17 protein-coding genes are annotated in these 23963 nt (G+C 37.7%); 12 read left to right on the top strand and 5 right to left on the bottom strand.

All coding sequences use genetic code 11. From position 1 onward, the window contains the following. Nucleotides 1-8: 8 nt before the first annotated feature. Nucleotides 9-644: a hypothetical protein gene (locus BOQ62_RS12190; protein ID WP_129039836.1), complete on the top strand. Its 636-nt coding sequence runs from the start codon at nt 9-11 to the stop codon at nt 642-644. Nucleotides 645-650: 6 nt separating this feature from the next. After that, complete coding sequence (locus BOQ62_RS12185) at nt 651-1421, top strand: hypothetical protein (protein WP_185146797.1); 771 nt, start codon at nt 651-653, stop codon at nt 1419-1421. A 260-nt stretch (nt 1422-1681) separates the two neighbouring features. On the opposite strand, the gene BOQ62_RS12180 is transcribed toward BOQ62_RS12185, so the two are convergent. Continuing rightward, nucleotides 1682-2548: a LysR family transcriptional regulator gene (locus BOQ62_RS12180; RefSeq protein WP_129039834.1), complete on the bottom strand. Its 867-nt coding sequence runs from the start codon at nt 2546-2548 to the stop codon at nt 1682-1684. Nucleotides 2549-2641: 93 nt separating this feature from the next. Between BOQ62_RS12180 and BOQ62_RS12175 the strand changes: the two genes are divergently transcribed. The 3 genes from BOQ62_RS12175 (at nt 2642) to BOQ62_RS12165 (ending at nt 6046) form a co-directional block, all read left to right on the top strand. Continuing rightward, the gene (locus BOQ62_RS12175) at nt 2642-3622 is read left to right on the top strand and encodes an alpha/beta fold hydrolase (RefSeq protein WP_228414028.1); all 981 of its coding nucleotides are present in this window, start codon (nt 2642-2644) and stop codon (nt 3620-3622) included. Nucleotides 3623-3674: 52 nt separating this feature from the next. Continuing rightward, nucleotides 3675-4637 carry a zinc-binding dehydrogenase gene (locus tag BOQ62_RS12170; RefSeq protein WP_129039832.1) on the top strand — a complete coding sequence of 321 codons (963 nt, stop codon included), beginning with the start codon at nt 3675-3677 and terminating at the stop codon, nt 4635-4637. A gap of 197 nt (nt 4638-4834) precedes the next feature. After that, on the top strand, nt 4835-6046 hold the full coding sequence (locus tag BOQ62_RS12165) for a winged helix-turn-helix domain-containing protein (protein WP_129039830.1): 1212 nt from the start codon (nt 4835-4837) through the stop codon (nt 6044-6046). A 73-nt stretch (nt 6047-6119) separates the two neighbouring features. Here the strand turns inward: BOQ62_RS12165 and BOQ62_RS12160 are convergent, their stop codons facing one another. From BOQ62_RS12160 to BOQ62_RS12150, 3 genes are all read right to left on the bottom strand, one after another. After that, nucleotides 6120-7628, bottom strand: coding sequence for an adenosine kinase (locus BOQ62_RS12160; protein ID WP_129039828.1), 1509 nt, complete (start codon nt 7626-7628; stop codon nt 6120-6122). A gap of 166 nt (nt 7629-7794) precedes the next feature. Then, nucleotides 7795-8715: an AraC family transcriptional regulator gene (locus tag BOQ62_RS12155; protein WP_129039826.1), complete on the bottom strand. Its 921-nt coding sequence runs from the start codon at nt 8713-8715 to the stop codon at nt 7795-7797. A 143-nt stretch (nt 8716-8858) separates the two neighbouring features. Then, nucleotides 8859-9770 carry an SDR family oxidoreductase gene (locus tag BOQ62_RS12150; protein ID WP_129039824.1) on the bottom strand — a complete coding sequence of 304 codons (912 nt, stop codon included), beginning with the start codon at nt 9768-9770 and terminating at the stop codon, nt 8859-8861. Nucleotides 9771-9995: 225 nt separating this feature from the next. Here BOQ62_RS12150 and BOQ62_RS12145 point away from each other — a divergent pair, with 225 nt between their 5' ends. The 6 genes from BOQ62_RS12145 (at nt 9996) to BOQ62_RS12120 (ending at nt 21670) form a co-directional block, all read left to right on the top strand. Next, the gene (locus tag BOQ62_RS12145) at nt 9996-10244 is read left to right on the top strand and encodes a hypothetical protein (protein WP_129039822.1); all 249 of its coding nucleotides are present in this window, start codon (nt 9996-9998) and stop codon (nt 10242-10244) included. A gap of 281 nt (nt 10245-10525) precedes the next feature. After that, complete coding sequence (locus tag BOQ62_RS12140) at nt 10526-11611, top strand: efflux RND transporter periplasmic adaptor subunit (RefSeq protein WP_129039820.1); 1086 nt, start codon at nt 10526-10528, stop codon at nt 11609-11611. A 15-nt stretch (nt 11612-11626) separates the two neighbouring features. Then, the gene (locus BOQ62_RS12135; protein WP_129039818.1) at nt 11627-14788 is read left to right on the top strand and encodes an efflux RND transporter permease subunit; all 3162 of its coding nucleotides are present in this window, start codon (nt 11627-11629) and stop codon (nt 14786-14788) included. Continuing rightward, nucleotides 14781-16250, top strand: coding sequence for a TolC family protein (locus tag BOQ62_RS12130; RefSeq protein WP_129039816.1), 1470 nt, complete (start codon nt 14781-14783; stop codon nt 16248-16250). The genes BOQ62_RS12135 and BOQ62_RS12130 overlap by 8 nt, the downstream gene beginning before the upstream one ends. Nucleotides 16251-17256: 1006 nt before the next feature. Continuing rightward, complete coding sequence (locus tag BOQ62_RS12125; RefSeq protein ID WP_228414026.1) at nt 17257-20196, top strand: SusC/RagA family TonB-linked outer membrane protein; 2940 nt, start codon at nt 17257-17259, stop codon at nt 20194-20196. Between the two features lie 10 nt (nt 20197-20206). Then, on the top strand, nt 20207-21670 hold the full coding sequence (locus tag BOQ62_RS12120) for a RagB/SusD family nutrient uptake outer membrane protein (RefSeq protein WP_129039814.1): 1464 nt from the start codon (nt 20207-20209) through the stop codon (nt 21668-21670). 326 nt (nt 21671-21996) lie between these two features. Here the strand turns inward: BOQ62_RS12120 and BOQ62_RS12115 are convergent, their stop codons facing one another. Continuing rightward, complete coding sequence (locus BOQ62_RS12115; RefSeq protein ID WP_129039812.1) at nt 21997-22509, bottom strand: hypothetical protein; 513 nt, start codon at nt 22507-22509, stop codon at nt 21997-21999. A gap of 110 nt (nt 22510-22619) precedes the next feature. On the opposite strand from BOQ62_RS12115, the gene BOQ62_RS12110 reads away from it, so the two are divergent. After that, nucleotides 22620-23657, top strand: coding sequence for a serine hydrolase domain-containing protein (locus BOQ62_RS12110; protein WP_129039810.1), 1038 nt, complete (start codon nt 22620-22622; stop codon nt 23655-23657). Nucleotides 23658-23963: the final 306 nt, after the last annotated feature.

The following is a 23963-nucleotide window of genomic DNA, read 5'->3' as shown; positions in this document are numbered from 1 at the left end:
AAGAGAATATGAAAAAAATAACCGTACTTTTATTTACGGCGTGTGCTTATTTGGGGGCCAGCGCACAAGTGGGAATAAACACAACAAATCCGCAGGGCATGCTGGATGTTCAAGGAGGAACACTTATTGAATCTTATATCATTGATACTGTTAATTCAGATGCAACCGGTAACTATTATCTGCTTACGCGTTCAAAAGATACAACCCCAGCAGGAAAGGTCAAGCTTCTTGATATTTCCCTTCGAAATGTAGCTCCTGTTAATACTTATAATATTATCCTCAAGAATGTGAGCCAGACAGATGTTGTCAATCTTAACACAGGACTGGAAACGGAAAAATACATTGTTGCCATTACCGGAGCTGTTTTCACAGATGCTACAGCAGGTGTAAATTCAACAACAAGTATCCCATCATACGGAGCCTATTCTACAGAAATAACCCATGTATCAAGTGGAGGAAAAACTTATAATGCTGTTAACCTGAGTTTTAAGGGAGCAGGCACAACATCTGCTCAAAACGGAACCTGGACACTTACACTTTGTGTCTATGAAAAAGCGCTCATCAAAGACTGGGGAACTTACACAGGAAGCGTAAACAGTTCATTTATAGGAACTTCAACTAATACCCCAACAGGACTTCAATAAACTACTATGAAAAAAGTAATTTACAGCACAATTATATTTCTTTTAGGAATATGTATTAATGCTCAAAATAAGAAAATAGGAATCAATACCACAACACCAGCAGAAACACTTGATGTAAACGGTTCAAGCTTTACCAATTCTTTATATGTAAGAAACCCTGGTGAACCGGATAAAACGGGAGGTAGTTTTCTTGCCACTTCTAAAAACACCCTCGATTTGTATAATCCTGCACTTGAAACCAGCGGATTATTTAATTATGTCAAGCTTACCATTTCAGGAGTTCCTTCCACAGGAATCACAGATTATGATACTAAAATAGATGCTACCAAATTTCTGGTAGTAGTGCATAATTATTCATTTCAACTTAGCAATGGCTCTACAAAAGTTGCTCTTGACTATGGCAGTAACGGCGTTAATGATAATAAACAGGGATCTCCCAATGTAAATACCTTTAAAAGTAACGGAACCTGGCACATCCGAGCAAATTTTACGAATAGCAGACTAGAACGTTACATCAACCCGGACGGCACTTACAATAGCTTTAAAGTTGATCTTTATTTAATGGCTTATAAATATCTTATTACAAAACAGAATATTAATGATGATACCAAAGATCTGGGCGGTACAAACGGATCCGCACAAATATTAAGCAAGCCATCCGGTTTTAGATATCTTAAAAAATTAATTTCCGTTTATCAATTTCTGCTCTCCGAAGTCTTCCGGCTTCGGAGATTTTCTTGCACCACCTATCTACCCTCGCTCCCCTTTTTACGTTAATCTTATACCTTACAAACAAAAACAACTTTTAAAAACTTATGCCATTTCTATCAAAAAAGATACGCATCTGGCACTGAAAGTTTTACTGAATGGTGTACACCAGGCTGTTTATGTAGATAATTTCTCTTTAACACCTAAAAAATAAATCTCTTAAGATCTAAATAAGCTGCCTCAAAAGTGTCATTCTGAACGCTATGCTGTGAAGAATCTCACTTTTGAGGCAGCCTGCTTTTAGACATCATAAAATGCTTTATTGAAAACTACACCACTTGTGCATACATATCTATAAAACATTGCAAAGCTCGTGATTGTGGCCCATCTTTTCTAAAAACCAGAATTGTATTCATGGTTCCCAGCTGTTTGTTCAGTCCGTAAGTTTTAAGTTCTCTTCCGACATAATATTTAGATACAATCTCTTCCGGCAATATACTGATACCTAAACCTGCCTCTACAAAGTTAATCACTCCTTCAATAGAGTTCAGCACTGTACTTTTATAATTCAGAATTCCTTTATGACTTAACCAGGATTCTAATCTTTCCCTGAAAATACATCCTTCATCAAATACCACTATTTTCAAAGGTTCATTCGCGATGAGCGTCTGCAGGCCCGGGCCTTTTGAGGAGGCAAGAATAACAAGCTGCTCTTCTTTGATACAAACTTTCTCCAATCCTTTAGCATTCACAGGAGCAGAAACAAAAGCAGCATCCAGATTGTAATTTACGACATCAGAAAGCACCGAATCTCTGGTGTCTGATTTAAACTCCAGCTCAATACCTGGATATTTTTCATCAAAAGTATTCAGGATTTCAGGGACTTTCAAAGCCATTGTTGTTTCTATACAGCCTATTTTCAAACATCCTCTGATATTGTCACCACTTTGGATATTATTTTTGGCTTCTTCCACCAGATGCTGAATCTGTTTAGAATACTGCATCAGAATCATTCCTTCGGAAGTTAGCTCTACTCTTCTGGAAGTACGGGAGAAAAGCTTCGTATTAAACTCTTCTTCAAGACTTTTTATTCTTGCTGTAACATTGGACTGAACCGTAAACATCATATTGGCAGCTCTTGTAAAACTTCCGGTTTCTGCTACAGCTTCAAATATTTTCAAATCGTGTGTATTCATTTTAATTAATCATTAAAAGTGATTTAATAAATTACAATTAATCGTTTTTAATAATCAAATATCCGTATTAATTTTGAATATCAAAAAGAATAAATGAAAATAATTTCAAGACAATTTATTACAGGTCTGTCGGCTGCCCTATTAACAGGCAACATGGCAATGGCTCAATCCAATCAAAAATTACATTTAAATCATCACATTATGGAAAACACCCATCCTATTCACTACCGCAACATTAAAGTAAATGATCTTAACCTGTTTTACAGAGAAGCCGGCCCTTCTGATGCGCCCACAATCCTTCTTCTTCACGGGTATCCTACATCATCTCATATGTTCAGAAATCTGATTCCGATTTTGAGCAAGAAATACCATGTCATCGCTCCGGATCTTCCGGGATTTGGTTATTCTGATGCTCCGGATCATCATGAATTCTCTTATACCTTCGACAATCTTGCAGGAACGATACAAAAATTTGTAGATAAGCTGGAAATGAAACGTTTTGCCATTTACATCTTTGATTATGGTGCTCCGGTAGGTCTGCGTCTTGCCATGAACAATCCTGAAAAAATTACGGGTATTGTTTCTCAAAATGGAAATGCCTATGAAGAAGGATTAAGCAATGAGTGGAATCCTATCCAAAAATACTGGAAGGAAACAACAGAAGCCAACCGCCTGGCATTGAAAGGCTTTGTTTCTAAAGAAATTACCTTATTTCAATATCTTCATGGTGTTTCTGATCCTTCTTTAATTGCTCCGGAAGCCTACACCCTTGATCAGAAATTTCTTGACAGACCAAGAAATATAGAAATACAACTGGATCTGGTAAAAGATTACAGAACAAACGTGGCCTTATACCCAAAATTCCACGAATACTTCAGGAAATATCAACCCAAATTATTATTAGTATGGGGAAACAAAGATCCATACTTTCTTCCTGCAGGAGCTGAAGCTTATAAAAAAGATTTACCGGATGCTCAATTAAAATTTTATGATACCGGACATTTTGCCCTTGAGACCAACGCTGAAGAAATAGGTGCTGAAATCTTTGAGTTTATGGGAACATTGCCTCGATAGTACATATTCATCAACAAATCAATCCTTAAGAAAGTAAGAGAAATATCTTATTATGAAAACAATTATTATTAAAAACTATGGCGGACCGGAAGTTCTACAGCTGGAAGAAATGCCCGTTCCCATTATAAAAGATCCGTCTCAGGTGCTTGTAAAAGTAAGGGCAACCTCTGTTAATCCTCTCGACTACCAGATAAGACGAGGTGATTATGCCTCATTTTTCGATACACCTATTATAACAGGTCACGATATTGCCGGTGATATTGTTGCAGTAGGTGAAGCTGTCAAAAAATGGAAAGCTGGTGATAAGGTTTATTATTCTCCCCGTTTTGGCAGTTCGGGCAGCTATTCAGAATATCATATTACCGATGAGTTTTCATTATCCAGGATGCCTGATAATATTAGCTATGAGGAAGCGGCATCCATTCCACTTATAGGAGGAACGGTTTGGGAAATGCTTGTAGTACGCGCAAAATTAAAAAAAGACAACAGTATTCTCATTCTTGGCGGTTCCGGGGGCGTAGGAACACTCGCCATACAGATAGCTAAATCTCTGGGGGCGTTTGTCTATACAACGGGACAAAGTATTTTACATGAAAAACTAAAAAACCTCGGAGCAGATATAGTGATTGATCATCATAAAGAAAACTGGATTGAGGAAATAAAATTACATACGAATGGAAAAGGTGTAGACGTAATTATTGATACTGTAGGAGGAAGCACACTTTCAGACAGTCCGCTTGCTTTGGCGGATTATGGTTCTGTTGTAACCCTGGTTGATATTCCGCAGCCACAAAACCTCATCAATGCCTGGGAGAAAAATGCGACTTATCATTTTGTTTTCACCCGGCAAAGCAGAGATGAACTGCATCATATCACAGAATTAATTGAGACCGGACGTATCAAACCTGTTATTGACAGTATATATCCGCTTGAAGACGTTCAAAAAGCTCATCAGAGAATAGAAGACTCGAAACGGGACAGGCCTCTGTTTGGGAAGATTGTACTGTCTGTGTAGTTTTGGACAAAATAATTTAACAAAATAGGCTGTCTTAAAAGTCAGATGATTTGGCTTTTGAGACAACCTATTTCCAATAAAACAACTATTTTTTGAGAAAAATCATTCCATCACAACCACTTATTTACGATCCATTTTGTAGCAAATTATTATATTTGAAAAAACATCAAAAAATCTGTTTTTCTTCGAATTAAAATATGGAAAAAAAATTGACGCTGGGGCAGTTAAAGCTTGCAACACTAGATAGTCAGGGATTAACCCAAAACACTCCATTCGGAATTGGAAAAGCTGCAGTTCTGAATGCTTTGGAACATCTCGGATATATTCAGATTGATACATTATCTATGGTAGAGCGGGCTCATCATCATACACTCTGGACAAGAATTCCGGATTTTCAGGCAGATGATCTGGAAGGGCTGGTAGAGGAGCGCAAAGTATTTGAATATTGGTTCCACGCTGCTTCTTATCTTCCTATGCAGGATTTCAGATATGTTTTACCTCAAATGCTGACGATCAAAAGAGGAGAATCCCGTTACTACAACGCTGATCCTAAAGTAATGGAGTATGTGGTAGACACCATTCGTAATGAAGGTCCAAAAAGAGCAAGGGATTTTGAAAATGAAAGCCATAAAACAGGAAGCTGGTGGAACTGGAAACCTGCCAAACTCGCTCTTGAAAGACTTTTTATGCAGGGTGATCTGATGATCAGCGGACGCTCCGGAATGCAGAAAACTTATGATCTCGCTGAAAGGGTTCTACCCTCTTCTATTGATACTACAGAGCCTACTCCACTTGAACTGGCGGAATATCTGGTAAAAACCAATCTGCGGGCTTATGGATTTACTACATTAAAACAGATCACCCATCTCAGGAAGGGAAATGATTTAAAGACGAATGTCAATAAGGTTTTACAAATGATGCTTGAAGAAAATATAATATCAAAAGCTACTATTGAGGAAGGATCTTTTGTCTTTGTTCAGAACGATGTTTTTGAAAAGACATTTGATACTACAGATCCTGATGTCCGGCTGTTGTCTCCATTTGACAACTCTATTATCCATAGAGATCGGATCAAACAGATTTTTGATTTTGATTTCCGTCTGGAATGCTATACTCCAAAGGAAAAAAGACAGTATGGTTATTTCTGCCTGCCTATCCTGTTTGGAGATCAGTTTATTGGAAGGGTTGACTGTAAAGCCCACAGAAAAGAAAAAAAGCTGGAACTTATTCATTTACATATTGAAAACAATACTATAGAAACTGAGTTATGGCTGAAACCTTTGGCAGAATCGATAAGACGTTTTGCCATTTTCAATAGCTGTGAGTCTTTGGTTCTGACAAAAGTAAGTCCATCAAAATTAGGTTCTACAATAAAAAAAGAATTATCAAGGTTAAAGTTTAAAAAGTAATTAAGATCTATTAAAAGACAAATCGCATTATTGACTTCAATAATGCGATTTTATTTTTTCAGGATCATCCCGATTAGTTTAATTGCTGATTTGATTTCTGAACAAAATCATTCCATTGCTGGTTCAAATAAGTTATTGCTTTCTTTTTTTCACCATCATTCAAAGAAGAATAATTAATAGAATTGAAGACCAGTTTTTTCAATGCTTTCACATCCAGTTCCCAATAAACCTGTGTCACCCAGAAATCATAGCTCAGACCTGTGTATCCGTATACAGACGGATCATCACTGCTAATGGAACATTGTACACCATTACTCAGTAAAACCCTTGCAGGATGGTTTCTCATATCACTTACATACCCTAAGATCTGATTACTGATCGGGCTTACTTCTACCAGTTTATTCTGTTTCCTGATTTGTTCCATTGTTTTTGGAAAGTAGATCAGATTCAGTCCGTGGCCAATTCTTTTATTATTTAACAGGGCAACATCCAGAACATTTTTATTCAAGGCAGAATTACTTTCTCCGGCATGAAGGAAAAGAGGTAATTCCACTCCATACTTTTTACTAAGTTCATTCATTTTTGCCCAGTTTTTTTCAAAGAAATTGATGTTGTGTCCCGCAGCTTCATCCGCTACAAGATCAAAACCAGAGATCATATCCGGAAATTCTTTTTTCATTTCAAATACCGTTTCCAGCTGTTTCCCAATACTTTCATTATCCAGGAATTTAAAGCTTGAATAGATCAGCTTCAGGGTAAACTGAGGATCTGACTGGTGTACTCCTTTAAGAATATCCTGAAGATCTGTAATCGTAGTTTTCAAAGGGTATTTTCCGTGCTGAAAATCATAAAGTTCCTCAAAGATATATCTGATTTCTACATGCTGTACTTTGTCTTTTATCAAATCCTGAAATCCTTTCAGATAATATTCTTTAAAGAAAGGGCGGTATGGAAGCAGCAGACTGATGCGCTTAAAACGTTTTTCAAATTCAATCCAATAATCTGTATAAGAGCAAAGATTATCACGTTTCAAGGTAAGAAGATTCTCCAGCTCTTTTTCAAAACCCGGTGTTGAAGTCAGTTTTTTCTCAAGACTTACAAATCCGGCAGGAACTTTTCCTTTTTCAAAAAATCCCAGTTGTCCGAAAATAAACTGGTTATTATCTTTCTGATCGAAAACATAGCATTCCTGATATTTTCTGGCAGCTGAAATGATCCATTTCACATCGGTTATTCCTCCACTGTGGGTATGCAGTAAACCTCCTTTCGGCATTGTCTGAAGAAGTTCAAACAGCTTGCTGCTTTCTATTAATGGTTTTAATTCATTAAAAGAGCTGTTATATAAAGATATTTTTTGGGCTTCCGTATCACTGATAAATTGTTTATGGAGCTGAAATATTTTTTTATCCAGAGCAATTTCTGCATCAGATAATTTCACATCAGCATCAAATGCTATGGTCTCGTTTTCTTTCTCCGATAACGTCCAGTTCTGCTGGTATACAGATTTTTCATTCACTTTATTTTGTCCCCAAAATAAGGGTGCTCCCAAAAGTGATATATAAATAAGGTATTTTTTCATCATAATATAGGTGGGGTTTGTACGAACGATTATGTCTTAAACGATAAAAGTAGCTTATTACAGCAAAAATTGTGCAGAAATAAAGCTATTTCAAAAATAAGATTAATTTTTCTGTAAAAAAACCTTCCAATATTTATTTTCTTATCTATTACAAGCCATTCTTCGCTTTTTACTGAAAAGATGTTCTGAACTCCAATGGAGAAAGCTGTGTTTTATTTTTAAAGAGTTTAGTAAAGGACTGTGGATGTTCAAAGCCCAATTCATAAGCAATTTCACTTACAGATAGATTTGTTGTAGAAAGCTTTTCCTTTGCCTTTTCGATCAGTTTATCATGAATAAATTGCTGAGTACTCTGTCCGGTAAGGGTTTTTAATAACCGGCTGAGGTAATTGGGAGAAATTCCAAGTTCATCTGCAACAAACTGCACTGTTGGTAATCCTTTTGAGATCAAATCATTATCATTGAAATAATCACTCAACAAATCTTCCAATCGATTGAGAATGGAGTGATTGGTTACTTTTCTTGTGATAAACTGTCGCTCGTAGAACCTTTCGGAATAATTCAGCAATGTTTCAATATGGGAAATAATGATATTCTGACTGAATTTATCGATCACTGTATGATATTCCTGTTCAATATTTTCTATAATTCCATAGATGGTAAGCTCTTCTTTTTTAGAAAGAAACAAGGCTTCATTCACAGAATAATCAAAAAAGTCATATTGCTTTATAGTCTGAGCAAGTGAAGTATGCCACAGAAAATCGGGGTGAATCAACAGCATCCAGCCAGATTGTTTTTCCTGTACGGCGGGATCTGATTCAATTCTGAAAACCTGATTCGGAGAAATAAAAAACAGAGTTCCTTCATCAAAATCGTATTCCTGCTGGCCATACTTCAATTTTCCATTCATTCCTATTTTTAAAGAAATCTGATAAAAATCCAGCATCCAGTTGAATTCTCCGATATCGGCAGGCCGCTTTACCTCTTTATAGTCAATTACACTGATCAACGGATGCTCAGGAGGAGGCAGTCCTCTTGAACGGTGAAATTCTGTGATAGATTTTATTCTTTTTATAGCCCGTTGTTCCATGTCTATAAAATTACAAATTGTTTTACAGTAAACTTTTATTGTAGGGTCTTTTTTACCACGGATGGCACAGATTTTCACAGATGCTTGTGGTTAAAGTAGTGCTTTGTTTATTCTTAAACATTTTGACGTTTGTGGTTTGATATTTACACTTCATCACTTTGATAAACAGCAGCAAATTCTTTTGCAAAGTCCGCTAACTTTACTTTTCCTAAAACAGTTAGATGCTTATCATAATCTTCATACAGAATTCCGCTTCTCTGACTTGCCTGAGTTTCTACAAAACCCTTAGCCACCTGTTCATTGAAGCCAATATTCAGCCAGCTTTTCAATAATTCTGCATCTGAAATCACTTTCCACTCAAGTTCCGGGTTACCGATGGCTTCACCCAAAGCTTTCGCAATTTCATTAGGAGAAACTTCATCACTGGCCACGTAACGTACTGTTCTTCCCTCAAATGGTTTTTCAATTTCTTCCGTTACAACGGCTGCAATATCCAATGGAGAGACCCATGGTTCTTTCCGGTCTCCTCCCCAATTGGAAATAATCGCACCTTTGTTTTTAATGGTATTGATGAATGAAAACATATTGAAATAAATACCTACCGGACGAATAAATTTAATGGCCAAATCCTCCGGAAGCTGCTTCAGAATCTGTTCTACATGGTGATGAAACACAATAATCCCTGTCCCTTTATCCGTATGAGCTCCAATACTGCTGAGATGGATAATTTTCTTCACTCCTGAACGCTCTACAGCCATTTTATAGTGGTGCCCAATTTCATTGATTTTTTCGATAAAATCAACATTTTCATCAAATAGATCGCCTGCCGCTTCCATAGTTTCCATGAGATAGACAATGTCTGCTCCTGTAAATATTTCAGTAAGAAAATCAGGATCAAACATATTGCCTATAGCAGCTTTTGCTCCCAACGCTTCAATAGCTGCCATTCTCTCTTTATTGCTGCTGATCACCGTTACAGAGTGTCCTTTGTCCACCAATTCTTTTGTAAGCGGTTTTCCGATGTTCCCGATGGAACCTGTTAAAACAATATTCATTTTTTTATTTTTTTGTTGATGTAAAATTCCGGAATGCTCCTAAAGAAGACTTCGCCAGATCTATCTTCTTCTTATCCAAAAAGAAAAACTGAGAAATAACTGTGTTTTTTTAATCAAAAAAGGCACTTTTTAACACTTTTTTAATCTACAATGGTTGCACCTGGTGGTAACTTTGCCTACCTTTGTACTGGGATGCGGAAAAGGTTTTATCAATATTTATACAGTTTGTTATTTGCGTGGCTTACCGTTTTAGGTTGGTATTACGGGCAAATTCAGCAGTATATTTCAACAGATATTTCTTCCGGCCTTCACTTTACTACTGATCTTCTGGTTCACCAGAAAAAAGCATTGATGATCCTTTTGCGTTTATCAATAACCATGAGGCCAATGATGTTTACAATATCAGCCATCCCCGCTACAACAAAATCAGAGCAAATCTTGCTGAAAACGACAACGAAAATGATGAAAATGTAGAAACACTGGGTTCTACAGAATTTCTTGCGCTTTTCAAAGATGGTTTCTGGCATCTGATTTCAGGCTTCGTCACTACATTTCACAACAGACAAATTGCTGTTTCACTCGCTCAGTCAGAACATTTAAAACCTTTACATGATGATCTGTACATCCAGTACAGGGTCATCCGACTGTGATTTTATACTAATTTTTCAGAAAATCTTATCTGCTTTCATACTTTATTGTGATAGCCGGTAACTCTATTTTTTCAATTATAAATTATTATAAAAACAATATTTATCATGGTCAAGAAAAGTCTCATGTATATCAACTTGTGCCTTATTTTCTTGTTTGTAGGCTGTCAATCTGAAAAAAAGGAAAAAACAGAAGCAGCGTCATTCAACGTTACAAGCCCGCTTATCAAAGATACTTTAGTTAACAAAGATTATGTTGCGCAAATCCGTTCTATCAATCATATTGAGCTTCGCGCTCAGGAAAAAGGATACATCCAGTCTATTTATGTAGACGAAGGACAGTTTGTGCAAAAAGGGCAGCTGATGTTCAAAATCATGCCTAATCTTTACGAATCTGATGTAAACCGTGCCAAAGCGGAAACCAAGTATGCAGAAATCGAATATCAGAATACCAAAAACCTTTCTGACAAAAACATCGTTGCTCCTCAGGAAATGGCTATGGCTAAAGCAAGATACGAAAAAGCCCAGGCCGAACTTTCTTCAATGAATACCCATTTGAGATTCACAGAAATCCGTGCCCCATTTACCGGAATTGTAGGAAAATTACACGTAAGAAAAGGAAGTCTTGTAGATGAAGGCGAGCTTGTAACCGAGCTATCAGATAATAGCAAAATGTGGGTATACTTCAATGTACCGGAAGCTGAATATCTTAATCAGATGGATGCTAAAAAAGATAACAATCCAATGCATGTGCGTTTAAGAATGGCCAATGGCAAAGAGTTCACACAAGACGGCATCGTACAAACCATTGAGTCTGATTTTGACAATGAAACCGGAAATATCGCTTACAGAGCAACTTTCCCGAATCCAAAAGGACTGTTGAGATACGGTGAAACCGGAAACATTGTTATTACTTCACCTTATGCCAATGCGATGATGATTCCACAGAAAGCGACTTTCGAAGAGCTGGAAAAGAAATATGTCTATGTGATTGGTAAAGACGGAAAAGTACATGCAAGAGAAATAAAAGTAGCTGCTGAGCTACCTCATATTTATGTAGTTTCTTCAGGACTTGGAAAGGATGATAGAATTCTTCTTGAGGGTCTTAGATTGGTTCAGGAAAACCAAAAGATCAGTTCAAAGTACGAAAAGCCTGAAAAAGTAATGTCGAACCTGGATCTGTACGCCGAGTAACCCAAAAGCAGCATTATGTTTAAAAAAGTAATACACCGACCGGTTTTCGCCATTGTGATATCGGTTGTGATCCTGTTTATGGGAGGGATTGCCATGAAACAGCTTCCTACAGAACAGTTTCCAAAAATTGCCCCAACCACAGTAGCTGTTTCTATTGCTTATCCGGGAGCGAGTGCAGATGTATTGGTAAAATCATCTTTGATTACAATTGAAAATGCCATCAATGGAGTTCAGGGAATGCGTTACATCACTACCGATGCCACCAGTGCCGGAGAAGCCACAGTAAACGTTGTCTTCGATCCCGGAACGGATCCCAATGAGGCGGTAGTTCTGGTAAAAACCAGAGTGGATCAGGTAATGCCTTTATTACCGGAACTTGTACAGAAAGAAGGAGTTGTGGTAAACCCGATTCAGCCGAGTATGCTGATGTACGTAAACCTTTACAGTACGAATAAAAGTATGGATGAAAAATTCCTGTACAACTACTCTATGGTAAATATCATTCCGGAAATCAACCGTATTCACGGGATTGCAAAATCTCAGATTCTGGGTAGCCGTAGATATGCCATGCGTATCTGGCTGAATCCTGACCGTATGCGTGCGTATTCTATTTCCGTAGATGAGGTGATGAAAGCTATTGGTGAACAAAGTATCATCGGACGTCCCGGAAGAATCGGGCAAAGTTCCGGTATTGCAGCACAGTCGCTGGAATATGTATTGACTTATAAAGGACAGTACAACAAGCCGGAAGAATATGAAAATATCATTGTACGTTCCAATGCAGAAGGAGAAAATGTAAAGCTGAAAGATATTGCCAAAGTAGAGCTTGGAAGTGAGTTCTTTGATATTTATTCCAATCTTGACGGACATCCTTCCGCTTCTATCGTTTTAAAACAGAATTACGGAAGTAATGCCAATGACGTGATCAGAGATGTGAAAGCCAAGCTGGCAGAAATGAAAGGAAACTTCCCTCCGGGTGTAGATTATAAAATCAGTTATGACGTATCCCAATTCCTGGATGCTTCCATTGAACAGGTAATGCATACATTGAGAGATGCGTTTATCCTTGTAGCCATCGTGGTTTTCATTTTCCTTGGTGACTGGCGCTCTACGTTGATTCCTATTATTGCCGTACCGGTTTCTTTGATCGGAACTTTCTTTGTGATACAGTTCTTTGGGTTAACCATCAATTTGGTTACTCTTTTCGCATTGGTATTGGCGATCGGTATTGTGGTGGATAATGCCATTGTTGTCATTGAGGCTGTTCACGCCAAAATGGAAGACAGTAATATTTCACCTTACAAAGCGGTAAAAGAAGTAATGGGTGAAATTGCAGGTGCTATTATTGCGATTACAGCCGTAATGGTAGCTGTGTTTATTCCTATTTCATTTATGACAGGTCCGGTGGGAACTTTCTATCGTCAGTTTTCGATTACTATGGCGAGTTCTATTGTGATTTCAGCGGTAGTAGCGCTTACTTTGACTCCGGTTTTGGCTGCAATGTTATTGAAAAACCATCATGGGAAGCCTAAGAAAGTCAATATTTTCACCAAAGCTTTAGACTCTTTTAACAGCGGATTTGATAAAATAACAGGAAAATATGCTTCATTCCTTAGAAAAATCGTGAACCGAAAGGTGGTAACATGGGGAATCCTGATTGCTTTCTGTGCCGGAATTGTGATGATCAATAAAGTACTTCCGGGCGGATTTATCCCGAATGAAGACCAGGGAACTATTTATGCCATTATCCAGACTCCTCCGGGTTCTACGCTGGAACAAACGAATAAAGTTTCCAGAACGTTGCAGAAAATCTGTATGGGTGTAGACGGTGTGGAATCTGTTTCATCTCTGGCAGGATACGAAATCATGACGGAAGGTCGTGGTTCGAATGCGGGAACCTGTCTGATTAACCTTAAAAGCTGGAACGACCGTGAGCATTCTGTAAAGGAAATCATGGAAGAACTGGAAGAAAAATCTAAAGATCTCGGAGCTACCATTGAGTTCTTTGAACCACCGGCTGTACCAGGATTCGGATCTTCGGGAGGTTTCTCCATGAGACTTCTTGACCTGAACAGAACGACTGATTATCAGGAATTTGATAAAGCTAATAAAGATTTTATTGCACAGCTTAAAAAGCGTAAGGAACTTTCAGGAGTATTCACCTTCTTTGCAGCTAATTATCCTCAGTATGAACTGGTATTTGATAATAATGCAGCGATGCAGAAAGGAGTTTCTATCGGAAAAGCGATGGACAACCTCAACATTCTGATCGGTAGTACCTATGAACAGGGCTTTATCCGTTTCGGACAGTTCTTTAAAGTATATGTACAGTCGTCTCCGGAATTCAGAAGACTTCCTACGGATATTATGAATCTGTATGTGAAAAATGACCGTGACGAAATGGTTCCTTATTCCGCATTTATGACGATGAAAAAAACACAGGGACCAAACGAAATCACCCGTTACAACATGTACAATTCTGCGGCAATCCGTGGACTTCCGGCTGCAGGATATACTACGGCTGATGCTATTCAGGCTATCAATGAAACAGCGGCTAAAACACTTCCTCACGGATATAAAATAGCCTGGGAAGGATTGTCTTACGATGAGGCACAGCGTGGTAATGAAGCCATCTATGTATTCCTTGTTGTTCTGGTATTCGTGTATCTGGTTCTGGCGGCTCAGTATGAAAGTTTCCTTATTCCGTTTGCGGTACTTTGCTCTTTACCGGTGGGAGTTTTCGGATCTTTCTTATTATTAAAAGCGATGGGACTTGAAAATGACATCTATGCACAGGTAGGATTGATCATGATTATCGGATTACTGGGTAAAAACGCAGTACTTATTGTAGAATTTGCAGTAAAAAGACGTCAGGCAGGAGATTCTATTCTTGAAGCAGCTGTAGAAGGTTCTAAAGCCCGTTTCAGACCGATTCTGATGACCTCTTTTGCCTTTATTGCAGGATTGGTTCCGCTTGTTTTTGCAAGAGGTGCGGGAGCGATCGGAAACCATACTATTGGAGCTTCTTCACTGGGAGGAATGCTGATAGGAACGTTATTCGGAGTGATTGTAATTCCGGGGCTCTACTACATATTTGCCAAGTGGTCTGATGGTAAAAAAATGATCAAAGACGAAGATGAATCTCCATTAAGCGAAGACATGATCCATTATGAATAAAAGAAAAATATATCAATATGCAGGTCTGGCAGTCGTCTTATTAAGTCTTACTGCCTGTAAACCTATCGAAATAGCACAGCGTGCTGAAAATAAAACCGTCCCTGAAAAATACGGTTCAGCAGAAAATGACACTATCAATACGGGAAAAATGAAGTGGAATGAATATTTCAGTGATCCTCATCTTCAGGAGCTGATTAGCCAGGCTCTTCAGAATAATCAGGAACTGAATATTGTCCTTCAGGAAATTGAAATGTCAAAAAACGAAATCAAAGCCAAGAAGGGTGAATATCTTCCGTCTGTAGGTTTAAAAGCCGGAGCTGGTGTAGACAAAGTAAGCCGATACACCAATATCGGAGCGATGGAGGCCAATACCGAAATAGAACCCGGCAGAGAAATGCCAGAACCTTTGTTTGACTTTGGAATTGGTGCTCAGGCACAATGGGAAACCGATATCTGGGGAAAACTTCATAATGCTACAAGAGCACAGGTACAAAGGTATCTTGCAAGCATTGAAGGAAAGAACTTCATGACGACTCACCTGATTTCTGAGATTGCTGATTCTTATTATGAGCTTCTGGCATTGGATAATGAACTGGTTATTTTGAATCAGAATATCAAGATTCAGAATGATGCATTGGATATTATCAAAGAGTTAAAGAAGAATGCCCGGTCCAATGAACTGGCCGTGCAGAGATTTGAAGCTCAGGTTCTGAAAACTCAGGGAATGCAGTATGATATCCAGCAAAAGATTGTTGAAACTGAGAATAAGATCAATTATCTGGTGGGAAGATTTCCGCAATCTGTGGAAAGAAGTCAGAATTCTTTTGATTCTGTTATTCCCCAAGCCGTGTATGGAGGAATTCCATCTGAACTGTTGGAAAACCGTCCGGATATTAAGCAGGCTGAGTATGAACTGGCTGCTGCCAAGCTTGACATTAAAGTAGCCAAAGCAAGGTTCTACCCTTCTCTTGATCTTTCTGCCGGAGTTGGATTACAGGCTTTTAATCCGTTGTATATTATCAAACCTCAGTCGTTTCTGTTCTCTCTTGCGGGAGAACTTACAGCTCCTCTGATCAACAGAAGAGCGATTAAAGCGGCTTATAATAATGCCAACGCCAAACAGATTCAGGCTGTATATCATTATGAGCAGACTGTTTTGGGAGCTTATATTGAAGTAGCCAATCAGCTGTCTAAAATTCATAATCTGGAAAGCAGTGTGAATATCAAAACTAAGGAAGTGAATGCTTTGACCAAGTCTATTGATATTTCCAACGACTTATTCAAATATGCCCGTGCCGATTATATGGAGGTTTTACTGACTCAACGTGACGCACTTGAATCAAGGTTTGAGCTGGTGGAAAAGAAAGTGAACCAACTTAAAGCAAGTGTTGCTGTATACAGAGCACTTGGTGGCGGCTGGGACCAGACTCCTTTGGACGTTCCGGATATTACCAAACAATAAATTCTTTTCAATCTTGTTTTTATAGGAGTCTGCCAAGAGGCAGGCTTCTTTTTTAGGTTTTAGCTGAAACCTGATGAATTTTAATCTTTGGTAAACGGGCTTCCTTCGACTATGCTCAGGGTAATAGCCCGTTCCTATTGAATATTTTCATTTTTCCCACAGATTACACAGATAAACACAGATGTTTGAGTATATTTCTTCCATTCGCAATTCATAATTTATAATTTATAATTCTATTCTAGCCCTGATAGCAGCGGTTACCCCGCAACAAGCGTTGAAGAGCTTAGGCTAAGCTAGGTGGCAGCCTGGCGTGAGGAGTATGAGCGGATAGCAGGATAAAGCTTCTAATGCTCATTTTCATGGAATACAGCTATAAAATAAACAAAAAGTCTACAAAACAAATAGACTTCTGGTTTTAATTTTAATTCACACTTGAAAATTAACTTTTTTATCATTTTTTAACATTTACAATATTTCATTCAATAAATTGATAATCAGTTTATTATTTTATTAAAATCTAAATCCGAACCATTAACCTACTAATTTAGTAGACTAATATGATTTATCTCATACTCTCCTTTTATAGGGATTTGTCATTTATTAAATAATTTTGACCCAGTTAAAAAAATCATAAACTTTATTCTCATGAATAAGAATACCTTTAATTCTTACCTATGCACCATTACGGCGGCAGCTTCTGCACAGCAAAATTGTTGTGGAATGTCTGCCCCTTCACAGCACAATTGCATTTCTCAAGACATGTGCTTTGCTATGATGGGCATGATGATGATGTGCTAACTTTTAAAAGATACATTCATTACTGTAGGAATTAAAGCCAAGGAATTAAAGGCTTCTTTCATCCGGGTATATCTCCTGTAAATTTTAATCTTCCATTTTTTATATCCTCCCTGAAAAAGGAGGCAGGGAATCATTATTTCTTACGGAGAGATCAGCAGTAATACACAATTCAGTTTTAAACCTAGATTAATATAATGAAAAAGAAACAATGCAAGCTTGGTGTATTGGCCTTACTGCTGTTCGCGGAATATGGTTTTGCCCAAAGCAAAGACAGTCTTTCCAAAGAAACCTCCATCAAAGAAGTAGTGGTGGTAGCTTTTGGAAAGCAGAAAAAGAAGAGATTACAGGATCTGTACAGTCGCTGAAGGCTAAAGATCTTTCTAATCTTCAAAATGGAAATATTCTTCAGGGAATTGGAGGAAAAGTGGCTGGGGTACAGGTGATTTCCTCAGGCCAGCCAGGTTCCCAGCCCACCATCAGAATGAGAGGAATCGGATCTATCAACGCTTCCAGCGATCCGTTAATTGTATTGGATGGTATCCCGTACAGCGGAAACCTGAACAGTATTGCGGCATCGGATATTGAAAGTATTTCTTTTCTGGAAGATGCCTCTTCAAATGCTCTGTATGGTTCCAGAGGGGCCAACGGAGTGATTATTGTGAACACCAAAAGAGGAAAAAGTAAAGGCGTAAGTATTGAGGCCGATGTAAAAACAGGGGTCAACTTCAGATCTATTGAGGATTATTCCGTCTATACTTCTCCGCAGGATTATTATACAGCTTATTACAACAGAGCCAGAATTGGTGAAATTGCAAGACTGAAACAACCGGGAGCTGTTCCTTCAGGCCCTTCTCCTCATGATGTGGGGCTTTCAGCATTGACCAAACTTGGGTATAATGTGTATAATGTTCCGTTTAATCAGTTGATATCAAAGGATGGTTCTTTTAATTCTGATGCGAAATTATTGTATCAGGATGACTGGAAGAAACTGCTTTTCAGACCTGCTTTGAGAAGAGAAGCAACGGTAGGGATCAATGCCAACGGGGATCAGGTAAAATCTTATACTTCCCTTAATTATCTTGATGATAAAGGATATTTAATCTCGTCAGGTTTTGAAAGATTCGGGATCAGATCTAATGTAGACTACGCTATCACTTCAAAACTGAAACTAACCAGTGCTTTATCCTACACTTACAGCAAGCAGGATTTCGGTGAGACCGGAGGTTTCTCCAACCCTTTCCAGTTTGCCCGAAACATTGCTCCTTTCTACCCTGTTTTCCTGAGAGACAACAATTACCAAAGGCTTTATGACAGTTATGGAAATGCTTTATATGATTATGGAGACGGACAAGGACCTAACGGAGCTACAAGATCTTATGCAGTATTTGAAAATCCTGTAGGTAACCTTCAGAAGAATAAATCACAAATAGTAAGTAATGTGACCAATCTTAATCTTGGGCTAAATTATGAAATCATCAAAGGACTGGACTTTACCTATAATTTTGGTGCTTATCTCGAAAATACAAGAAACCTTCAGTTCGGAAATACGGAAGGAGGAACTTCCTCTTCTGTAGGAGGAACTATTTCGCAAAGTTCAAACTTTAAATATACACTGAACCACCAGCAGTTGCTTACTTATCAGAAAAAACTGGGAAATCACAGCTTTAACCTCCTTGTAGGACATGAACTGAATAAGATAAAAGATGATGGTTTTTCAGGATCAAAACAGCAGCTTTTATTACCTGACTCACAAGCTTTTGATAATGCCGTGAAAATTACCGGATTATCAGGAAGCGGTTATGAATATGCTGTAGAAGGCTATTTCACGAGATTACTCTATGATTATGATGGTAAATATTTCTTCAATGCTAACATTCGTAGAGACGGTTCTTCTGTATTTTCTCCGGAGAGCAGATGGGGAAATTTCTATGGACTGGGATTGGCATGGAATATCGCAAAAGAAGATTTTCTTAAGGACAACAGCGTGATTAATTCTTTAAAATTAAAAGCTTCTTATGGCCAGCAGGGAAATGATAACATTCTTTTAAGCGGCTCTTCCAGAGATTACTATGCTTATCAGGATATCTACGGAATCAATAATTTCGGGAATGACAAACCTGTTTTATCTCTAAAAAAACAGGGAAACAAGGATTTAAAGTGGGAAACTTCCAAAAACCTGAATGCCGGTTTTGAAATTTCACTTTTAAAAAACAGAATTAACCTGAATGCTGATTATTTTGAAAGGAAAGTTTCGGATATGATCTACACGCTTCCTCTTCCTCCATCCAATGCGGGTTCCTATGTGAAGTACGGAAATATCGGAGATATGACGAACAGAGGTGTTCAGGCTAATGTCAATATTGATATCCTTCGTGGAGATGAATTCCAATGGAGCTTTTATGCGAATGCTACCCATTATAAAAATAAGATTACCAGATTACCTGCTGAGCAGAGAAATACAGGTCTGGTGAGCGGATTATTTATCTTAACAGAAGGAGGAGACCGCTACACCTATTTCCTTAAAGAATTTGCCGGAGTGAATCCTGAGAATGGTGATGCTTTGTGGTACCGTACAACAATTAATCCTGCTACTCAAAAGGAAGAAAGAACAGTAACCAATAATTATAAGGAAGCTACCGATTATAACACAGGAAAGTCTGCCATTCCAAAGGTATATGGAGGATTTGGGACAGATTTCAGCTATAAAAGATTCAATCTGGCAGTGAATTTTGCGTACCAGTTCGGAGGTTATGGCTATGATGATATTTACAGAAGCTTATTCCATTCTGATACCTATGGATCCAACTATTCTACGGATCTGGATAAAACCTGGACTCCGGAAAATCCAACAGCTGCATTGCCAAGAGTAGATCTTACGGCTACGAACCAGAACGGAAATTCAACACTTTATCTGATCAAATCGGATTATATCAGTCTTCAGGATGTAACCCTCTCCTATCAGCTTCCCGAAGGTTTTGCACAACAGGCAGGATTATCAGGACTGAAAATTTATGTGACGGGGAACAATCTATACCTATGGTCAAAGAGAAAAGGATATGATCCAAGAGCTTCACTGACAGGAGTTTCTGATGCTTATCGTTATTCTCTGCTGTCCAGTGTCTCTTTAGGGTTTAAACTTAATTTTTAAAAGAACAGGAATGAACACAATAAAATACTTTATAACAGCTGCAACCCTAAGTTTTTTGGCTACCAGTTGTGCTAATGATCTCAATACGTTGCCGGAAGGAGATATTTCCGGAGAACAACTGAATAATGACGCTAACAGTCCTGAAAAAATCTTGGGTGGGATCTATCTTGATCTTCGCAGCAATGGTGCTGGCGGTACTACCGTTCACTCAGATTTTGGAATCATGGGAATAAAAGCGGGATCCGACCTCATGTCGAATGATGTGATCCAGTCTACCAACCAGCATTTAGGAATGTTTTATAATTACGAAGCCACCAATGCCAGTAATATTGCTTCTGAGATTGTGTGGACCACTTTTTATGCAAGAATATTTGTGATCAACAAGCTGCTGGATGGTCTGGATAAAAATGCCAATGCAAAAAACAAAGCCATTGCAGGACAGCTGCTCGCTTTAAGAGCCTATTCTTACTTTTATCTAGTTCGCTTTTATGCCAATGATTATAACGGACACCAGTCTGAGCCCGGACTTCCATTGGTTCTCACCGCAGCTAATCCAAGTCAGGGACTTCCGAGATCAACGGTTGCTGAAGTGTATACACAAATCAAAAAAGACATAGAAGAATCTGTTTCGCTTTTGGATACCTATGCCCGTCCTTCCAGAGCCCAGATAGACCAAAGAACCGCTAAAGCTATTGCAGCAGAAGTATTTCTGGAAACTGGAGATTACATCAAAGCAGCCAAATACGCTGAGGAAAGTAAGCAGGGAATTGCCCTGATGACCGAAGATGATTATACCAACACGGGATTTTCCAACATTAATAATCCTGAGGTAATATGGGGTTTTCATAATACGATTTCCACCATGAGTATTGGGAATTATTATGCTTCCTTCTTCTCGATGTTTGATAATACCAACGAAGGGTATGCCGGAGCTGCACAGATCCGTAAACTGATAGACAAGCGTCTTTATGAAGCCATTCCGGCAACAGATTACCGTAAGAAAGTCTTCAATGGAAGCCAGAATGCAACATATACTTTTAATGGAAAAACAAAAAATTATCCTCCTTACGTAAGCTGGAAGTTTAAAGATCCAACTCTTTTTGAAGGAGATTATATTTACATCAGAGCTTCTTCTCTGTATTATATTCAGGCTGAAGCCCTTGCCAGACAGGGACGGGAAGCAGAAGCAAGACAAATCTTGTTTAGCATTACTTCAAAAAGAGATCAGGCTTATACATTGTCTACGAAATCAGGCAGCGAGCTGATTAATGAGATTGTCCTGCAAAAGAGAATAGAACTTTGGGGCGAAGGTTATGCGTGGTTTGATATGAAAAGACTCAATACTCCTTTAGAAAGAGTATACACAGGAACGAATCATACTTTTGGAAGATTCAACCTGACCCTTGATAAATTCAGATTCCAGATTCCTAATAAAGAGATTAATAATAACCCACAAATCAAACAGAATGAGTAGATAAACAGAAACAATTTTACATTCAAATATATTCAGTGACGAGGCGCCATTTACTTGTAAGTGGTGCCTTTTTTATGGATTAAGGTAAAGTGCTGATAATTTTTGACTTTCACCTGCTAAAAATCTTTGATTTTTTCGCGCCTTAAAATTATACATAGGATTTAAAAAACTTTGCGTCTTTACGTTTTCAAAAAAACACAAATAAGAAAGATATAATTGGAAAACGCAAAGACGCAAAATTCTATTAAGACGCTTGCTATAAGGCGCAAAGATTTTATCTGTGATAAAATTGAATACTGTTTATTTTCAAGTCTATTGCAGATTATTTATTTTATAATAATATCAGATTTGTAATGATCTTTTACCAGCTCGCCATTTTTATATAACCGCTGGTTAATCACCTTCCCTTTTTCATTAAAATAAAGCCACAAAGCATTTTTTCTTCCTAAAGAATCCAGACGCCCCATTTCTTTTGGCATTTTATTGTTATGAAGAATCTGAACAGGATATAATCCTTTCAGGTCTTTCAGGGAATCCATTTTTTCAGGGATCAGTTCAGAATCATTCCCGATTTTGAAAATATACTTTTTCCCTTTATCACTATTCAAAATCAGTTCATCGCCAGATATTTTATATTTGCCTTCTGAGAAAGATGCTGTTACGATCTGATCATGACTTACATGTTTCGTTTTTAAAAATTCAAAAGTTCCCTCTTTGATAAAAAGTGAATAGGTTCCGTTCCCCGATTCCAGCTCAACATATTTCGGGTATTCTTTATCTTTTTTACAGGAAATAAATGAGATAAAAATGATAAAAAGGCTAATAGTTTTAATTTTCATAGCAGCTAAATTATTACAATATTTGAAATAAAAGAAAACTGGAATTACTTATATTTGAAAATCATTTTTATTTCTTACATCCCTTACTTTTTCAATAATAAAAATATATAATGACCATAAAAAAATTATTCTTCACAGGTCTATTTTCTACCTTGTTATCTATTACCGCAACAGCTCAGAAAAAAGACGCTTATGCTCATAAAATCGATAGCATTATCACTGCTTCCAGCCCTATTCAGTTCAACGGAGTGGTTTTAGTAGCTCAAAAAGGAAAAGTACAATACTTGAAAACCAATGGCTACAAAGATTTTGAGAAAAAAGTTCCGTTGAAAACAGATGATCAGTTTGAAATTATGTCAAATTCCAAACAGGTGACAGCCGTCTTAATTTTACAGGCTGCCGAACAGGGAAAACTAAACCTTCATACTCCTATCAAAAAATACCTCCCTTCTCTTACCCAAACCTGGACAGATACGGTTACGATACATCATCTTCTGAACCATACTCACGGAATTACCAATCTTGAGAAACCTGCTGTTTTCAAAGCAGGTTCCCAGTTCAAATATGGTAACCTCTCTTACATGATGCTTGGAGAAATTCTTAAAAATACAACCGGAAAAAGCTTCACAGAACTTGCCATTTCTCTTTTCAAAAAACTGAAAATGGATCACACTTTTGTTTACAATACAAAGAATAATCAATCTCTCGTTCCTGGTTATATGAATGAAAACAATCAGTTTGAAAAAGTGAAACAATCATTTCTGAACGATGATATTGCTCCTGCAGCAGGGATCATTTCCACCGTACAGGATCTTGCTAAGTGGGATCAGGCATTATTTAAAGGTAAGCTTATCTCCCCAGAATTTCAGAAACAAATGATGACTCCTTCTACCCGTTCTCAACATGATGTATTTGGAAAAGAAAGCATGGGATTCGGGTATAATGTGAGGTTTATCAAAGAAGCCGGACTGAATTATTATGCAGTGACAGGTCTTGGAGATGGTTTTACCTGCCTGAATGCATACTTCCCTTCCTCCGATACTACTTTGGTTATCCTTGAAAATCAAATGCCTGAAAACCGTGAATACTGGAGTTTTAAAGAAGCTGCAATAAAGAATGTAGTTCTGAAAGCAATTACGGCTAAATAAATCAAAAAATTGTCATATAAAGTATTTGAAATAAACATTATTAAATTTTATCGGAGATAAAATCTTTGCGCCTTATAGCAGTCTTTTTAATAGTATTTTGCGCCTTTGCGATTTTCCAAAAAACATCAATAAAAAAAGTTTAGTTGGAAAACGCAAAGATTTCTATGTTAATACACAAGAGAAATTTGAATTTTTTATTGACACAAATTCTTCTTTTTGTAAAAATGGCTGTTTTCTATTGATGACAGCCATTATTCTGTGTACTAATTTATTTCTTACCGCATTCAGGACACTCATTTTATTTTT

This window comes from Chryseobacterium sp. CH21 (assembly GCF_004119445.1).
Taxonomy (GTDB): domain Bacteria; phylum Bacteroidota; class Bacteroidia; order Flavobacteriales; family Weeksellaceae; genus Chryseobacterium.
This window is presented reverse-complemented; position numbering and strand designations above follow the sequence as displayed.

Bases quoted from the DNA above. Each gene is read 5' to 3' on its own strand.
- BOQ62_RS12180 (WP_129039834.1), bottom strand. From the start codon at position 2,548: ATGAATACACACGATTTGAAAATATTTGAAGCTGTAGCAGAAACCGGA.
- BOQ62_RS12110 (WP_129039810.1), top strand. From the start codon at position 22,620: ATGACCATAAAAAAATTATTCTTCACAGGTCTATTTTCTACCTTGTTA.
- BOQ62_RS12185 (WP_185146797.1), top strand. From the start codon at position 651: ATGAAAAAAGTAATTTACAGCACAATTATATTTCTTTTAGGAATATGT.
- BOQ62_RS12130 (WP_129039816.1), top strand. From the start codon at position 14,781: ATGAATAAAAGAAAAATATATCAATATGCAGGTCTGGCAGTCGTCTTA.
- BOQ62_RS12160 (WP_129039828.1), bottom strand. From the start codon at position 7,628: ATGATGAAAAAATACCTTATTTATATATCACTTTTGGGAGCACCCTTA.
- BOQ62_RS12155 (WP_129039826.1), bottom strand. From the start codon at position 8,715: ATGGAACAACGGGCTATAAAAAGAATAAAATCTATCACAGAATTTCAC.
- BOQ62_RS12150 (WP_129039824.1), bottom strand. From the start codon at position 9,770: ATGAATATTGTTTTAACAGGTTCCATCGGGAACATCGGAAAACCGCTT.
- BOQ62_RS12190 (WP_129039836.1), top strand. From the start codon at position 9: ATGAAAAAAATAACCGTACTTTTATTTACGGCGTGTGCTTATTTGGGG.
- BOQ62_RS12140 (WP_129039820.1), top strand. From the start codon at position 10,526: ATGGTCAAGAAAAGTCTCATGTATATCAACTTGTGCCTTATTTTCTTG.
- BOQ62_RS12175 (WP_228414028.1), top strand. From the start codon at position 2,642: ATGAAAATAATTTCAAGACAATTTATTACAGGTCTGTCGGCTGCCCTA.
- BOQ62_RS12170 (WP_129039832.1), top strand. From the start codon at position 3,675: ATGAAAACAATTATTATTAAAAACTATGGCGGACCGGAAGTTCTACAG.
- BOQ62_RS12120 (WP_129039814.1), top strand. From the start codon at position 20,207: ATGAACACAATAAAATACTTTATAACAGCTGCAACCCTAAGTTTTTTG.
- BOQ62_RS12165 (WP_129039830.1), top strand. From the start codon at position 4,835: ATGGAAAAAAAATTGACGCTGGGGCAGTTAAAGCTTGCAACACTAGAT.
- BOQ62_RS12115 (WP_129039812.1), bottom strand. From the start codon at position 22,509: ATGAAAATTAAAACTATTAGCCTTTTTATCATTTTTATCTCATTTATT.
- BOQ62_RS12125 (WP_228414026.1), top strand. From the start codon at position 17,257: ATGCAAGCTTGGTGTATTGGCCTTACTGCTGTTCGCGGAATATGGTTT.
- BOQ62_RS12135 (WP_129039818.1), top strand. From the start codon at position 11,627: ATGTTTAAAAAAGTAATACACCGACCGGTTTTCGCCATTGTGATATCG.